13 protein-coding genes and 6 tRNA genes are annotated in these 14447 nt (G+C 47.0%); 12 read left to right on the forward strand and 7 right to left on the reverse strand.

Annotation, left to right across the window (positions count from 1 at the left end; all coding sequences use genetic code 11):
* Positions 1 to 49: 49 nt before the first annotated feature.
* From C233_RS0117570 to C233_RS23800, 4 genes are all read right to left on the reverse strand, one after another.
* A complete protein-coding gene (locus C233_RS0117570; protein WP_025069084.1) occupies positions 50 to 3328 on the reverse strand; it encodes a DNA primase in 3279 nt (1092 codons plus the stop codon).
* A complete protein-coding gene (locus tag C233_RS24895; RefSeq protein ID WP_005815674.1) occupies positions 3325 to 3528 on the reverse strand; it encodes a hypothetical protein in 204 nt (67 codons plus the stop codon). Before C233_RS24895 ends, C233_RS0117570 begins: the two co-directional genes overlap by 4 nt.
* Positions 3529 to 3717: 189 nt before the next feature.
* The gene (locus C233_RS0117575) at positions 3718 to 4032 is read right to left on the reverse strand and encodes a hypothetical protein (RefSeq protein WP_005815676.1); all 315 of its coding nucleotides are present in this window, start codon (positions 4030 to 4032) and stop codon (positions 3718 to 3720) included.
* Between the two features lie 18 nt (positions 4033 to 4050).
* Positions 4051 to 4242, reverse strand: a complete 192-nt coding sequence (locus C233_RS23800) for a hypothetical protein (RefSeq protein ID WP_025069085.1) — start codon at positions 4240 to 4242, stop codon at positions 4051 to 4053.
* A 144-nt stretch (positions 4243 to 4386) separates the two neighbouring features.
* Here C233_RS23800 and C233_RS0117585 point away from each other — a divergent pair, with 144 nt between their 5' ends.
* Complete coding sequence (locus tag C233_RS0117585) at positions 4387 to 4845, forward strand: helix-turn-helix domain-containing protein (protein WP_018668859.1); 459 nt, start codon at positions 4387 to 4389, stop codon at positions 4843 to 4845.
* A 394-nt stretch (positions 4846 to 5239) separates the two neighbouring features.
* Here C233_RS0117585 and C233_RS0117590 read toward each other — a convergent pair whose 3' ends face one another.
* Positions 5240 to 5860, reverse strand: coding sequence for a superoxide dismutase (locus C233_RS0117590; RefSeq protein WP_025069086.1), 621 nt, complete (start codon positions 5858 to 5860; stop codon positions 5240 to 5242).
* Positions 5861 to 6151: 291 nt separating this feature from the next.
* Here C233_RS0117590 and C233_RS0117595 point away from each other — a divergent pair, with 291 nt between their 5' ends.
* From C233_RS0117595 to C233_RS0117630, 8 genes are all read left to right on the forward strand, one after another.
* Positions 6152 to 8497, forward strand: coding sequence for an ATP-dependent helicase (locus C233_RS0117595; RefSeq protein ID WP_018668861.1), 2346 nt, complete (start codon positions 6152 to 6154; stop codon positions 8495 to 8497).
* A gap of 235 nt (positions 8498 to 8732) precedes the next feature.
* Entirely contained in the window at positions 8733 to 9878 is a 1146-nt protein-coding gene (nspC, locus tag C233_RS0117600; RefSeq protein ID WP_026314909.1) for a carboxynorspermidine decarboxylase, read from the forward strand.
* 110 nt (positions 9879 to 9988) lie between these two features.
* Positions 9989 to 10061: transfer RNA gene (locus C233_RS0117605), tRNA-Gly, on the forward strand.
* A gap of 25 nt (positions 10062 to 10086) precedes the next feature.
* A tRNA-Leu gene (locus C233_RS0117610) sits at positions 10087 to 10168 on the forward strand.
* 39 nt (positions 10169 to 10207) lie between these two features.
* A tRNA-Leu gene (locus C233_RS0117615) sits at positions 10208 to 10291 on the forward strand.
* 12 nt (positions 10292 to 10303) lie between these two features.
* A tRNA-Gly gene (locus C233_RS0117620) sits at positions 10304 to 10376 on the forward strand.
* Between the two features lie 24 nt (positions 10377 to 10400).
* Positions 10401 to 10482 (forward strand) — tRNA-Leu (locus C233_RS0117625).
* A 26-nt stretch (positions 10483 to 10508) separates the two neighbouring features.
* Positions 10509 to 10581: transfer RNA gene (locus C233_RS0117630), tRNA-Gly, on the forward strand.
* Positions 10582 to 11091: 510 nt separating this feature from the next.
* On the opposite strand, the gene C233_RS0117635 is transcribed toward C233_RS0117630, so the two are convergent.
* A complete protein-coding gene (locus tag C233_RS0117635; RefSeq protein WP_025069087.1) occupies positions 11092 to 11688 on the reverse strand; it encodes a DUF4923 family protein in 597 nt (198 codons plus the stop codon).
* A gap of 6 nt (positions 11689 to 11694) precedes the next feature.
* Positions 11695 to 12303, reverse strand: coding sequence for a ribosome biogenesis GTP-binding protein YihA/YsxC (yihA, locus tag C233_RS0117640; protein WP_025069088.1), 609 nt, complete (start codon positions 12301 to 12303; stop codon positions 11695 to 11697).
* Between the two features lie 116 nt (positions 12304 to 12419).
* Here yihA and recR point away from each other — a divergent pair, with 116 nt between their 5' ends.
* From recR to C233_RS0117655, 3 genes are read left to right on the forward strand one after another with little or no spacing between them, the layout of a single operon-like run.
* Positions 12420 to 13037 (forward strand): recombination mediator RecR, encoded by a 618-nt coding sequence (gene recR, locus C233_RS0117645; protein WP_018668865.1) that lies wholly within the window; start codon positions 12420 to 12422, stop codon positions 13035 to 13037.
* A gap of 21 nt (positions 13038 to 13058) precedes the next feature.
* A complete protein-coding gene (locus C233_RS0117650; RefSeq protein WP_018668866.1) occupies positions 13059 to 13514 on the forward strand; it encodes a hypothetical protein in 456 nt (151 codons plus the stop codon).
* Positions 13515 to 13555: 41 nt separating this feature from the next.
* Positions 13556 to 14110: a GNAT family N-acetyltransferase gene (locus C233_RS0117655; protein ID WP_018668867.1), complete on the forward strand. Its 555-nt coding sequence runs from the start codon at positions 13556 to 13558 to the stop codon at positions 14108 to 14110.
* Positions 14111 to 14447 lie beyond the last annotated feature (337 nt).

Raw genomic sequence — 14447 nt, forward strand, 5'->3', positions numbered from 1 at the left:
TTGTTAATCAGTATATTAATATAATAGCTCTCTTGATACAACATAATAATCAGCCAAAATGTAATTCCTCCTGTTTGACTGGATGTTGTTGCTCAACAGGTATTTCCTCCTGGTTTTCTGCTACTACCTCTGTTTCAAGATCCAGTCCGAAAGTCTCTTTCAGCTGCAGGTAATCAAAGCATAAAGCCTTCGGTCGGTTTACTTTTACCTTCTTAACTTGCTCTCCATTCACAATGTCAATGGTATAGTCAGGAAGTCCGCTGGGCAGAAGTATGGTGAATCTGTCCTGTTTCAGTCCCAAATATGAAGCATGGGATTTCAGGTACGACATGATGGTGGACCAGTTCGAGCGGTTGGAAGTTGAACCTGCATTCCGGCTGTTGAACAGTGATGCTACGGCTGCCGTGTTCAGATAGAGAATGGGACGTGCTTCATTAAATTCTATATCTTCTTTTACAGATAATGGACGGAAAGATTTCATATACCTTATACGGTAATGTGCCTTCTCAATACATTTCCCTGAAGTCTGGAATCCCTGAAGCATACTCCAAAAGTCCGCTATCTCTGAACTTTCCTGAGCCAGGTCATTCTGGTTGCGTATTCCTTTGACTGCTGTTTCAAAAAGCTCCGCATAACTGAAAGGCACGTCAATGACTGTCTCCAGTGTCCTGAAGGTGGCTAATGGAATAACCCAGTTGCCGAAGATACGGTCATGGATGGTTTCATTTTCCAGTTTCGCAGCCAGCTCACGCTTGGTAATGGAGTATATTTCCGGAAAGTTCTTTTCAAAAAGTTCCCGGTGTCCCAGTATCTCCAGGGTGAGGTGGGTTAGTCCCATGTTGCAGACTGATACAAGGTCTTCGTAAGCCCTTTTCTCATTCTGGTTGAATGATGTCTTTGAAAAGGCAAGGAAGATGACACGGGTATAGAGTGCCATATCCTGTGTCGGCTTGTCCTGGCCGCAAAGGGCTACACCTGTTGTGACAATGGTCTGTGCTGCCATCCCGTCTGTATTCGTATTCTTTTTGGTCTGGCCGCCACCGCCCCAGAGTCCTTTCAAGTAAGCTATTTTTCGTATGTCGAGGTCGTTCTTGTATTCATCAAGCACGGCAAGTGTATTGACGGCCTGTGATACACGGTCGTTCATGGCCGGTACGGAAGTTACTCCGAGATTGGGCGGATCTACTCCGTGCAGGAAAAAGGACTGGAGGGAAGTAGCCAGGGTTGTCTTACCGGTTCCTTTCTCACCGAAAAGGTTCAGGATGGGAAAGTGGCGGGTACGTCTGAATATGATGTCACGGAAGAGGGTGGCAAGAAGGTAACAGAAGGCTACGCTTGCATTCTCACCGAATACTTCCATCAGTCTTTTTACGTAATCATACAGTTTTATCCCGTTACGGTTCTCATGTACCATGAGTCTTTCAAACTGGAATATCTCCGGATTGTTTAGATAGATTTTTGAAGTGGCCGGTATATAGAAGGCCTTGCCGTTGATTCCACGGACTATACCCAATTCGTCAACAGCATTGAATGTGCCTGCAAAAAATATTCCGTTTCCAAAAGCAAAGAATCCTTCAGCCGCATTCCAGCCGAGTTTTCTGATACGTTCTGCCGTATCGGTCTTTGAATACAGGTATTCCTTTACACGGTTGAGTTTGTCTATCTTGGCCAGCCATACATAATTGCCCAGTGAGCCGACCTTCTGCTGAAAGTTGCTCAGTGAGCAGAGTTCTGACTCCTTCAGTTCTATGACCCTGTATACATTGTACATATTCCTCATACGGAAGATTCTGGTTCCGTTTATCTCATCCTCGATATGGAACAGTGGCTCCATGATGAAGTTGGAGATTCTTGACGGTTCATCATCATCTTCACCGATGGAGTAGTAACAGTTTTCCCTGACGAACAGTCCGAACTGGCGAAGCAGTTCCGCTTCACGCTGCATCTCGTTCATGGCTGCAGGTTTGTCGTTCCTTCTCCTGGCTTCACCACGTGCCTGGGTAACGGCATCACGCCATAGCTTTACCTTGCCGTGCAGTCTGGAGAGCTGTTCTATGCACTGGTCATACACAAGCTGGTCTTTTATATAGCGCAACAGGTCTGCTATTTCCGCAACACACTTCCTTTCTTCTACCATGGAACCGGCTACCAGGAAACGTTTCTGTGCCAGCCAGATAATGAAATGCTTTTCGGGAAGTGAAGTATAATCCTCCCTGCTGCGGATATGGCTGTCGGCATCATTCTTTGCATATTGTACTTCTCCTTCTGTCTCGGATGGTATTTCTGCAAAAGGAAGTTCCCTGACTGTTACATGGAATCCTTTTCTTATGGCTGCAACTCCGTTGGTCATCACCGCCTCAAATCCCGGTCCGTATGGTTTGCCTTCCGCAATATCCGAATCAGGAATGAAACAGAGTGAAGATACATATTTTTTCAGTTGCTCGAACTGGCTGTCACTCCAGGCTGTTCCAAGTGACGCTACTGTATTGTCGTATCCAATTGACTGCATTCTCAGGACATCAGGAGCACCTTCCACAATGATATAATAGTCGGCATCACGCAGTCTGGCGGCACGGTCAATGCCGAATACTGTTTCTCCCTTGGAGTAAATCATGCTTGTTGCCGAGTTGATATACTTGGGAGCTTTCCTGTTGTCTCCGATGTATCTGGCTGTATAGGCAATGATGCGTCCCCATCTGTTTCTCACGGGAATCATGATACGCTGTCGGAACATGGCGTATGTGTTTCCGTCCTCGCCACGCTTGAACATACCGAGTTCGTACAGCAGTTCTTCGTTCAAAGCCTTGTTTCTGCAGAAATCCATAAAGGCCTGACCGTCCTTCGGTGCATAGCCTATTCCGGCAAAGGCACAGAACTCCTCATGCCACCGGCCGTATGCGTAGGCTCTGGCATCAAGGCTCTCTTCCTTGTCTGTTGCTCTTAAATTTTGCAGGAAGAAAGACTGTACTGTATCGAGAACTGTCAGAAGTGATTCCCGGTGCCTGGCTTCAGCCATCTGTTCCTCACTGCGCTCTTCACTGATGTATTCTACCGGAATATTATGGTTTCTGGCAATAAATTCCACGGCGGCACTGAAGGAAAGGTTTTCCTTTTCCATTATAAACGTAATTGAATCACCGCCACGGTTACAACTGAAACAATGGAAGAGATTCTTGCTTGGGGTAACGGCAAAGGAACCGGTCTTTTCAGAATGAAAAGGACAAAGCCCCATCAGGGTTGAGCCTTTTTTGGACAGTCTGACATAAGGACTGAGTACGTATTCTATGGCAAGTTCCCTTACTTTCCGTATGGTTATTTCGCTTATCATAACGTACTGAGCAGGTTCCAACAATCGATTATTGACTGGCCGGAGTATTTCGGACGGCTGATATTATTAGGATTGAGCGGTTGGATATACCCGTTCTCTCTGTATTTTTTGAGTGTCTTGTTGCTGATACCGAGTTCAGCACAGGTGCGCTTGACTGAATAGACACCGTTTGGATCGCACGCTGGTCTGATTTCTTTCATTATTATAAAATCATTATGAATGTGCGATACAAATATCTGTCCGGCTTTATTGTTAAGCTGGTGAACAAAGGTTACTGATGCACATTCCTGTACCTACTATAATTGCTTTCTTTATATTTCATAGAGTATCACGGCTAAACTAAACAAATAAAGTTTATCAATATTAGAATGTTAGCCATAATATGTTTATCATTTATCTTTTTTGACCGGTTTTTCTGCCTGTTTTGGCTGACTCTCATCAAAATAATCCTGGGTGGTACGCTGGAGAAGCCTGAGGTCTGCCGTGCGGTATTCCACCTTACCCGGTCTTTTATAGGAAACCACCTTTCCCTGACGTTTCCATCGTTCCACATTCCTGCGGCCAAAAAGCTCGTAAGCCTTCCTCTGGCTGATGAATTCAGGATCATCCTTGTCGGCTTTCAATTGCCTGACAATTCTTGAGGAGAGGTCATTCAGGAATGTTTCGTATGGTATAAGATGGTCCAGAAACTGTAATATCTTCATATAAACCTGATTTGGTTTCTATATTGTTCGTTTGACCGTGATGGTTTGGTTTTCCCTGTCAGTCCTGGTCTTGAACTGACGGTTGTAGATGGCACCAAGCTCTGAGGCCTGTGTACGGACGCTTTTCAAACGTGAAATGGGGAATGAAACGGATTCACCTACTTCAAGGGCAACAAGTGCCGGACGGATTTTTTCTAAGTTTTCAGACATAATTGTTGGATGTTTAATATTTAATGTTTAACTTTGTATTCACCAAATGAATAGGTTACACCACAAAGTAACATAAAATGGTTTATATAACCAAATATTTGTTTGATGATTTATTGTTTAAGATGTATTTATTGAAGGAATCGCATGGATAATGACATAAAACACGTGCATGTAGGTCAGGCTATCGACAAAAGACGCAACGAGCTAGGATTAAGCAAATCTGAGCTTGGGCGCAAAATAGGTGTACCGCAGCAGCACATAAACCGCATACTGGAAAGGGAGACAATGGAAACGAGCAGGCTTATTAAAGTCAGCGAAGCATTGGACTTCAATTTCTTTTCCCTTTTCTGTCCGAGACAGCATCATATATCGGCACACCTTGCAGCCGTTTCATTGGATGGAAATGCAAATAATCTGATAGGTGATGCAGAACTGGCCGTACAGTTATCCAGCGAAAAGAAAGAAGCAGAAAACCTGAGGGAAACAATCAAGCTTCTGAAGGAGCAGATAGAGAGTCTGAACTCACAGATTTTACGTCTTGATTCAAACCTGAAGGATAAGGATATAATTATTGAACTATTAAAAGAAAGGAGAAAGGAATAAGACATTAATTATTTCATCTGTAGTACCCATACAGATAACTCAATGATTAAAACCATTTTGCAGCTTACCTTTTTCAAGTAATCCATAAAAAGGAAGAGTCCTGAAACTTACAAACTACTTACAAAACAAAGGGAAGCTACTGATATTCAGATATGAATTAAAGAGGCGCAAGCTGCGATAGAGGAATAAGACTACTTTTTATGTACTATTGCCAGGAATGATAATCACAAACTTACAAATCACTTGCTAAAGTTGCATAAGATTTTGATTTTCAATTCTATCTGAAAGTGGCGCAGGCGGCTATCGAAGACTGAAAATTCCGGTTGTAGTTAATGAAAAAGGGGATTTGCATTATTGCAAATCCCCTTTTCCTATGTCGTAGAGTTTACTATTCTTATTTCATCCGTTTCTCTACCGCCTCCCAGTCGATGATGCTCCAAAGGGCATTGATGTGGTCGGCGCGTTTGTTCTGGTAATCCAGGTAGTAAGCATGTTCCCAAACATCGAAGCCCAGTAACGGGGTCATGCCCGAACGTACCGGATTGCTTCCGTTCGCCTCTTTGGTGATATGCAGTTTCCCGTTCTTATCTACCGATAACCATGCCCAGCCGGAACCGAAGAGCCCTACTGCCGCTGCATTGAACTCTTTCTTGAAATTCTCGAAGCTGCCGAAGTCTCGTTCGATAGCTTCCGCCAGCTTACCGGCAGGCTCCTTTTGCGAGGGGTTCGGAGAGAATTGCAGGAAATATAGGGTGTGGTTCAGCACTTGTCCGGCATTATTAAATATAGCGCCGTCGGGCGCGGTGGCTACGATAGCAGTTAAAGCCTTGTTCTCGTACTCCGTTCCCGGGACGAGATTGTTAAGGTTGTTCACATACGTTTGCAGGTGCTTACCGTAATGGTAATCTATTGTTTGCTGACTGATTACAGGTTCCAACGCATTGTTGGCGTAAGGAAGTTTTGGCATTTCATGTGTCATAATCATTATCGTTAAAGACATTAATAACGTATTCATAAGTCCAAACATTTGGTTTTGAAACTTTACTATACTAACACGATAACATAGGGAATTGTTCGTTGGTGTCCGGAGCTTTTTCTATCTTTGCATGATGATTGAGGAGGTTCACCGCAGATTACACGGATTTGCACAGATTTTATTTTACCAATTCCAACCTCTCCAATCCGGAATATCAGATATGTAATGCCGATAAGCAATATATGTAAATCTGTGTAAATCCGTGTAATCCGTGGTGAAACTCTCCGGATTGTTACTTAGCAATATGAATATGGATAATCATAAATCAATATGTCCGATTATATAAAAGAACTGAACGAAGGACAGCGTGCTGCGGTGCTCTACAATGACGGCCCGTCGTTGGTGATAGCCGGTGCGGGCTCGGGAAAAACCCGCGTGCTGACTTACAAGATAGCTTATCTGCTGGAAAACGGTTACCAGCCGTGGAATATCCTCGCACTGACCTTTACCAACAAAGCCGCCCGCGAGATGAAGGAGCGCATTGCCCGCCAGGTAGGTATGGAGCATGCCCGCCGCCTCTGGATGGGAACATTCCACTCCATATTTCTGCGTATCCTCCATGCAGAAGCCGCACAGATAGGATTTACTCCGAAATTCACCATTTACGATACGGCGGACGGCAAAAGCCTGTTGCGTTCTATCATCAAGGAAATGGGGCTGGATGAAAAAATATATAAACCGGGCACGGTGCAGGCGCGTATCTCCAGTGCCAAGAACCACCTGGTGTCTCCCGCAGGCTATGCCAATAACAAGGAAGCCTACGAGAGCGATTGCGCCGCCAAGATGCCCGCCGTACGCGATATCTACCGCCGTTACTGGGAGCGTTGCCGGCAGGCGGATGCAATGGATTTCGACGATTTGCTGTTCCATACCTTCCTGCTTTTCCGCGATTATCCGGAGGTACTTGCCCGTTACCGGTCGCAGTTCCGCTACATCCTGGTAGACGAGTACCAGGACACCAACTTTGCCCAGCACAGCATTGTGCTCCAGTTGGCTAAAGAGCACCAGCATATATGCGTGGTAGGTGATGATGCGCAGAGCATCTACTCCTTCCGGGGAGCGGACATCGACAACATTCTGTATTTTACCAAAGTATATCCGGGTACGCAGGTCTTTAAACTGGAGCAGAACTACCGCTCCACGCAGACGATTGTTTCTGCCGCCAACAGCCTGATAGAGAAGAACCAATGGCAAATCCGCAAGGAAGTCTTTTCCGAGAAAGAACGGGGAGAGCCGGTCGGAGTGTACCAGGCATACAGCGATGTGGAAGAAGGAGATATCGTAATCAATAAGATAGCCGAGCTTCGCCGGCAGGAGGATTATGCTTATTCCGACTTTGCCATATTGTACCGCACCAACGCGCAGAGTCGTGTATTCGAGGAAGCTATGCGCAAGCGTAGTATGCCGTATCGTATTTACGGCGGGTTGTCCTTTTACCAACGCAAGGAGATAAAAGATGTGATAGCCTATTTCCGCCTGGCGGTCAATCCGAACGATGAAGAAGCCTTCAAGCGCATCATCAACTATCCGGCACGCGGGATAGGCGATACCACCGTAAGCAAGATTACCGCAGCCGCCACCGATAATAACGTAAGCTTGTGGACTGTGCTCTGCGAGCCGCTGGCATATGGAGTGAATATAAACAAGGGAACGGTAAGCAAGCTGCAAGGATTTCGCGACCTGATAGCCGGTTTTATAGAAAGCGTTTCCGAAAAAGATGCCTACGAGCTCGGTACGGAGATAATCCGGCAGTCCGGTATTATCAACGACGTTTGCCAGGACAACTCTCCGGAAAACCTCAGCCGTAAGGAGAATATCGAGGAACTTGCAAACGGTATGAGCGATTTCTGCGCCCAGCGGCAGGAAGAGGGCAATACCAACGTTACGCTGGCCGATTTCCTGTCGGAAGTATCCTTGCTTACCGACCAGGATTCGGACAAGGACGGAGACGATGAAAAGATAACCCTGATGACCGTACATTCTGCCAAAGGGCTGGAATTCAAGAATGTCTTTGTGGTGGGCATGGAAGAAAACTTATTCCCCAGCGCCATGGCGGGAGATTCTCCCAGGGCGTTGGAGGAGGAGCGCCGCCTGTTCTACGTAGCCATTACCCGTGCCGAGGAGCATTGCTTCCTTTCCTACGCCAAGAGCCGTTACCGTTATGGGAAAATGGAGTTCGGCAGTCCCAGCCGTTTTTTGAAGGACATCGATGTACGGTTCCTCAAACTGCCTCAAGATACCGGATTGAGCCGTAGCATCGATGAGAGCGCCGCATCTTTCCGCCGCGGAAACCGGGAGAACTTCTCATCGCCTGTGTACGGAAAGCGGGGAGAAATTTCCCGTCCTCGACAGGAAATTATCGCCCCCACCATTCCCCGCAATTTAAAGCGGGTGACGCCTTCTGCGGGAACGTCGCCGGTAGCTTCCACCTCTTCCGGGAATGCTGGAGGCAACAGTGTGCAGCCGGGACAGCTCATCGAGCACGAACGTTTCGGCTTGGGCGAGGTGATGAAAGTGGAGGGCGAAGGCGATAATGCCAAAGCCACTATCCGCTTCAAGAATGCGGGAGACAAACAGCTCCTTTTACGCTTTGCGCGTTTCAAGGTGATAGGGTAGGCGGGAAGGGAGAAACCGTACCGTGCGGTTGAAATATGATTACAAGAAAGGTTTCTTGCCCCAAATTACTAAAACTTGCCCCGCTTTTTAGTAAAACGCGTCCGACGTTTTACTAAATTTTCGGCAAACTTTTAGTAAAAGATTTGCCGGCTTTTGCCGATAGTCCTGAAACCCTTTGCTGGAGGCGGATGCGGAAGGACGGACATTGATAAAGAAAAGTTTATACAACGAAAAAATGACAGACAAAGATTTCGACCAGTTTCCTTCTCCCTGTTATATCATGGAAGAAGAATTGTTGAGGAAGAACCTCGCGCTGATAAAGAGTGTTGCCCACCGTGCAGGGGTGGAAATTATCCTTGCTTTCAAGTCTTTCGCCATGTGGCGCTCGTTTCCCATATTCCGGGAGTACATAGAGCATTCCACGGCAAGCTCCGTATACGAGGCACGCCTGGCGTTGGAGGAGTTCGGCAGCAAGGCGCATACCTATTCTCCGGCATATACGGAGGCCGATTTTCCTGAAATCATGCGGTGCAGCAGCCACATCACATTTAACTCGTTGGCGCAGTTCCGGCGTTTCTATCCCATGATTCAGGTAGAAGGGCAAGGTATATCCTGCGGCATACGTATCAATCCGGAATATTCGGAGGTGGAAACTGAGTTGTACAATCCTTGTGCTCCCGGAACCCGTTTCGGTGTAATGGCGGAACAGCTTCCCGACACCTTGCCGCAAGGTATCGACGGGTTTCACTGCCATTGCCATTGCGAGTCGTCGTCCTACGAGCTGGAACGGACGTTGGAGCATTTGGAGGCGAAATTCTCGCGTTGGTTCTCTCAGATAAAGTGGTTGAACTTGGGTGGGGGGCATTTGATGACTCGTAAGGATTACGATGTGGAACATCTAATCGGTCTGCTTCGCGGCTTGAGGGAGCGTTATCCTCATTTGCGCATCATACTGGAACCGGGGTCGGCTTTTACCTGGCAAACGGGGGTACTGGTTTCCGAAGTCGTGGATATTGTGGAGAACCGCGGCATTCGTACTGCCATTCTCAACGTGAGCTTCACCTGCCACATGCCGGACTGCCTGGAGATGCCTTACCAGCCTGCCGTCCGGGGTGCTGAAATGGGTAGCGGCGGGCTGTATGTGTACCGTTTGGGCGGCAACTCCTGTCTGAGCGGCGACTATATGGGATTGTGGAGTTTCAATCACGAGTTGCAAATCGGCGAGAGAATTGTTTTTGAAGATATGATACATTATACCACGGTAAAGACGAATATGTTCAACGGTATTCATCATCCCGCCATTGCCATGTGGACGAAAGAGGGGAAAGCGGATGTATTCAGGCAATTTTCTTACGAAGATTATCGCGACCGAATGAGTTGATAATCAAAAGCCTGCTTTCGCTTTGGGCGGAATGCCCGATTTTATGTGTGAAAAAAGTGCACGGAATGTTTGCAGGTTTAAGGAAAATATCTACCTTTGCAACCGCAAACGCGGAAATAGCTCAGTTGGTAGAGCATAACCTTGCCAAGGTTAGGGTCGCGAGTTCGAGTCTCGTTTTCCGCTCGATGTTTGATTTGTGATTACCTATGCCCAGGTGGCGGAATTGGTAGACGCGCACGTTTCAGGTGCGTGTGTCGAGAGGCATGCAGGTTCGAGTCCTGTTCTGGGCACAAGGTATTGCAATGTTCTGTGAAATGTTGAGGTATGTCGGAGAGATGGCGGAATTGGTAGACGCGCTACTTTGAGGGGGTAGTGACAATTATGTCGTGGGAGTTCGAGTCTCCTTCTCTTCACATAGCAATGTTGCGGAAATAGCTCAGTTGGTAGAGCATAACCTTGCCAAGGTTAGGGTCGCGAGTTCGAGTCTCGTTTTCCGCTCTTGTTTTGATTTAATGATTGATTGCCCAGGTGGCGGAATTGGTAGACGCGCACGTTTCAGGTGCGTGTGTCGAGAGGCATGCAGGTTCGAGTCCTGTTCTGGGCACGCTCTTTGTGAAAAGGGCATCATTTGCGGAAATAGCTCAGTTGGTAGAGCATAACCTTGCCAAGGTTAGGGTCGCGAGTTCGAGTCTCGTTTTCCGCTCTTGTTTCGAAAACAGAAATCCCCGTAAGTTGAATGCTTGCGGGGATTTTTTTGTTTCTTTTTGCAGGATTATCGGGAGTAATATAAAAACAAGGTAACGTAAAAACGACGGTTCAGTTGTAATTCTTGGGGTATTAACATTAACTAATTCCCCATTCATTATGCATACACATTAGCTAACCTGTACAGGAAGAAGCGAGGGTCAACGTAAAAATCTGAGGGATTCATTGATTAAGCATAAATATTTTTAGTCTGAATAGAAAAGAAAGGGCGACTCAGTTGTAAATCTTGGGGGATTTCGTTAAAACGCTTATTTTTGTCTCATGAAATCAAAATGTAAATCTACAGTTACTCCTCTATGGTTATTAGGGGGATTCTTTGTTTAGGTATACTTTTTAGTCAGCCTGAATAAGAATACCCCCTGTCCTTTACTCCTCTAAACTGCGTCCCGAACTGGGGTCAGCGTAAAAACCTGAGGAATTATTCTTCTGTAAACTTGTATATAGATATCTATTCCTTTTTCAAGGCAAATCCCAGCATCATCCCGTCGTAGTTACCTGCCAGCGAACCGATTGCGTTAAGGGTGTTGTTGTTGCTCTTGCTGGCAATCAGGGTAATCAGCTTTAACAGCTTGTCCGAGTTGAACAGCAAGTCCATATCGGTGGAGGTGCAGTTTATTTTGGCGCTTAGCAGAATCAGCTTCATGAATTTTAGGTTGGCCTTCTGTGTGGAGGTATCGTAGGAATAAGTGCCTTTTATGCTTTTTGTGCCCACTTTGGCGGTGAAAGTACTGTCTGCATTGAAGGTGAAAGACATCTGCCCTTCTGTGATTCCTATCTTTGCCAATTGTTCGTTCAGTTTGTTTTCGGCGGCACTGGCGGCTACCGAACCGCCTGCTTTCTGCAACAGGTTATCCGACTCGAATTCAATTGCCGAGCCGGTGTATGCCCATGTTCCCTCCATGTTGGCGGTACTTTTTCCGGTTACGGTATTTACTACTTTCTCAATGTTTTCTTTACTGAGCAGGTCTTTCAGCGATTGTGCCTGGCTGTTAGAGGCGATTAGCAATGCGGCAACCAATAGATGCCAGAAAATAGTTCTTGTCATTTCAATTTATGGTTTGGAGTTGATATCTTTGTTTATTCGTTCGATGTAATCCAGCAGTTCGTCCCGCCCCATACGGCTCTCGGAGGAGGTGACGAAGTAGGGGGGGAGCTCCTCCCATTGTTCGTGCAGCTTCTCCAGATAACGGCGGATGTTGCTGTTTACCTTGCCGCCTTTCAGCTTGTCGGCTTTGGTAAATACGATTGCGAAAGGCACTCCGTTCTCGCCCAGCCACTCTATGAAGGCAAGGTCGATAGCCTGCGGTTCGTGGCGGCTGTCTACGAGCACAAAGAGGTTGGTCATTTGTTCGCGTTGCAGGATGTAGGTTTCGATGATGCGCTGGATTTGTTCCTGCCCTTTCTGCCCGCGCCTGGCATAGCCGTAGCCGGGAAGGTCTACGATATACCAGCTTTTATTGATGAGGAAATGGTTGATGAGCATTGTCTTTCCGGGCGTTGCAGACGTCATGGCAAGGCCTTTGCGTGCTGTCAGCATATTGATAAGGCTGGATTTTCCTACGTTGGAACGTCCTATGAAGGCGTATTCGGGGAATGTCCCGCCGGGGCATTTCCTGACGTCTGTATTGCTGATGACGAATTCAGCGTTCGTTATCTCCATTTCGTTGTCTGTTTTTTGATTTGTTTCTTCCTGCAAAGGTAACACTTATTTCAAAAAATTTCGTTCATAATCCGGAATTCTCTCTATCTTTGCCCACCGATAGGAGAACTTTAGGTATGAATGGACAATTTCCCTCGATATTATTGGAAAAGGCGGTAAACGAGTTCGCCAAGCTGCCGGGGGTGGGCAGAAAGACGGCCATGAGGCTGGTGCTTCACCTGCTGCGGCAGGACACGGCTACGGTGGAGGCTTTCGGCAATGCTATCGTTACGCTGAAACATGAAGTGAAGTATTGCAAGGTGTGCCACAATATTTCTGATACGGAGACTTGCCGCATTTGTTCCAATCCCCAGCGCGACCCTTCCATTATTTGTGTGGTGGAGAACATACGCGATGTAATGGCGGTGGAAGCAACGCAGCAGTTCCGTGGCCTCTATCATGTGCTGGGCGGGGTTATTTCGCCAATGGACGGGATAGGTCCCGGTGATTTGGAGATAGAGAGCCTGGTGCAACGGGTGGCCGCCGGGGGTGTTAAGGAAGTGGTGTTTGCCCTCAGCACCACTATGGAAGGCGATACGACCAATTTTTATATTTACCGTAAGCTGGAGAAATCGGGAGTGAAACTGTCTGTGATAGCCCGCGGCATTTCGGTGGGGGATGAGTTGGAGTATGCGGACGAGGTGACCCTTGGGCGTAGTATCGTAAACCGCACTCCGTTTACGGGTGCGGTATGACATAACTTAAAAGTAGAGTGCATGGAAGAAAAGATAAAGCGGGTTGCATCCCGCATGAAGATGCTGTTTGTATATTTCTGGTTGTTGCCCGTATTCCTCACGGTGTTCGGCGAAATGGGGGGAGAATGGGTCGGTATCTATGCAGGAGATGTGCGTGTCACGTATTTTGCAGAGACTTTCACGATTTTGCTTACGGCAATATTGATACCTGTCTCCTTGAAACTTTTCTCGTGGGTACTGGTTAAGAAAATAGATGCGGTGGCTATCTCCGATGCCCTGCGGTTGTATGCGTTGTGGAGCGGGATACGCTTGGCTCTGCTTGCCATACCGGTGCTGGCGGGTTTCCTTACCTATTATATGATGCTGAGCAATAAGGGAGTGCTCTGCGCCTTGATAGCTTTGACTGCATCGCTGTTCTGCCTGCCCGGTGAGGGGCGGTTGCGTAAGGAACTGCATATAGACAAGGGAGAGGAATAATTTTATATGTGTTTTCCGGAAATATCTATCGATAAAGAAACATGAAACCTTCTTATTTTATAGGCGAACGTGTACGCCTTCGTGCCATGGAGCCGGAGGATTTGGAAATAATGTATGCCATGGAGAATGATTCGCAGGCTTGGGATGTAACCAATTTCTCTGTGCCGTATTCCAGGTATGTATTGAAGCGGTACATAGAGGATTCGCAGTGCGATATGTTTGCCGACCGCCAACTCCGTATGATGATTGTGCGTTGTACGGACGATGCGGTGGTGGGCACTATCGATATTACGGATTTCGTGCCGATGCATTCCCGTGGCGAGGTAGGGATTGCAGTGAGAAGCGAGTATCAGGGCAATGGGTATGCGGCCGATGCCCTGAGGTTGCTGTGCGATTATGCTTTCGGCTTTTTGTTCCTGAAACAGCTTATCGTCCACATTGCTGCCGACAACGAGGTGAGTTTGCGTTTGTTCGGTTCCTGCGGTTTCGTACAGTGCGGATTGCTGAAAGAGTGGTGGTTTGTAGGGGGGAAGTTCAAGGATGTTGTCCTGATGCAGCGCATCCGTCCTGAAAGTGCAGGGCAGGGTAAGGGGTAACCAGGCGGGGCGGCTGCCTTCAGTTCAAGGTAGGTACTTGCGGAAAGTGCGACCATATTTCGGGACATTCAGTAAATAATATAAAATCAGCCAACTAATTCATACACAAAATATTGCGAATTAGCTGGCTTTTTTGTATCTTTAGGTATTCCCCCGCAAATAAGGTTTGAAGGCCAAAACGGGGGAAATTCCCCGACTAAGATATGGCTAAGATACAAAATATTTCCGAAATTCACCCAACTTTGGGCTTCACAGAATTTGATGTTCTGGAAAAATACCGCAAAAGTTTTAATGAGAGTGAGCTTGGCAGGCTTCACTCAGTGTTCCCGTTTGAACG

The sequence above is a fragment of the Bacteroides gallinarum DSM 18171 = JCM 13658 genome (assembly GCF_000374365.1).
Taxonomy (GTDB): Bacteria; Bacteroidota; Bacteroidia; order Bacteroidales; family Bacteroidaceae; genus Bacteroides; species Bacteroides gallinarum.

Coding starts and splice junctions, on each gene's coding strand:
- C233_RS0117650 (WP_018668866.1), top strand. CDS start 13,059: ATGGAAGAAAAGATAAAGCGGGTTGCATCCCGCATGAAGATGCTGTTT.
- C233_RS24895 (WP_005815674.1), bottom strand. CDS start 3,528: ATGAAAGAAATCAGACCAGCGTGCGATCCAAACGGTGTCTATTCAGTC.
- yihA (WP_025069088.1), bottom strand. CDS start 12,303: ATGGAGATAACGAACGCTGAATTCGTCATCAGCAATACAGACGTCAGG.
- recR (WP_018668865.1), top strand. CDS start 12,420: ATGAATGGACAATTTCCCTCGATATTATTGGAAAAGGCGGTAAACGAG.
- C233_RS0117570 (WP_025069084.1), bottom strand. CDS start 3,328: ATGATAAGCGAAATAACCATACGGAAAGTAAGGGAACTTGCCATAGAA.
- C233_RS0117635 (WP_025069087.1), bottom strand. CDS start 11,688: ATGACAAGAACTATTTTCTGGCATCTATTGGTTGCCGCATTGCTAATC.
- nspC (WP_026314909.1), top strand. CDS start 8,733: ATGACAGACAAAGATTTCGACCAGTTTCCTTCTCCCTGTTATATCATG.
- C233_RS23800 (WP_025069085.1), bottom strand. CDS start 4,242: ATGTCTGAAAACTTAGAAAAAATCCGTCCGGCACTTGTTGCCCTTGAA.
- C233_RS0117585 (WP_018668859.1), top strand. CDS start 4,387: ATGGATAATGACATAAAACACGTGCATGTAGGTCAGGCTATCGACAAA.
- C233_RS0117595 (WP_018668861.1), top strand. CDS start 6,152: ATGTCCGATTATATAAAAGAACTGAACGAAGGACAGCGTGCTGCGGTG.
- C233_RS0117655 (WP_018668867.1), top strand. CDS start 13,556: ATGAAACCTTCTTATTTTATAGGCGAACGTGTACGCCTTCGTGCCATG.
- C233_RS0117575 (WP_005815676.1), bottom strand. CDS start 4,032: ATGAAGATATTACAGTTTCTGGACCATCTTATACCATACGAAACATTC.
- C233_RS0117590 (WP_025069086.1), bottom strand. CDS start 5,860: ATGAATACGTTATTAATGTCTTTAACGATAATGATTATGACACATGAA.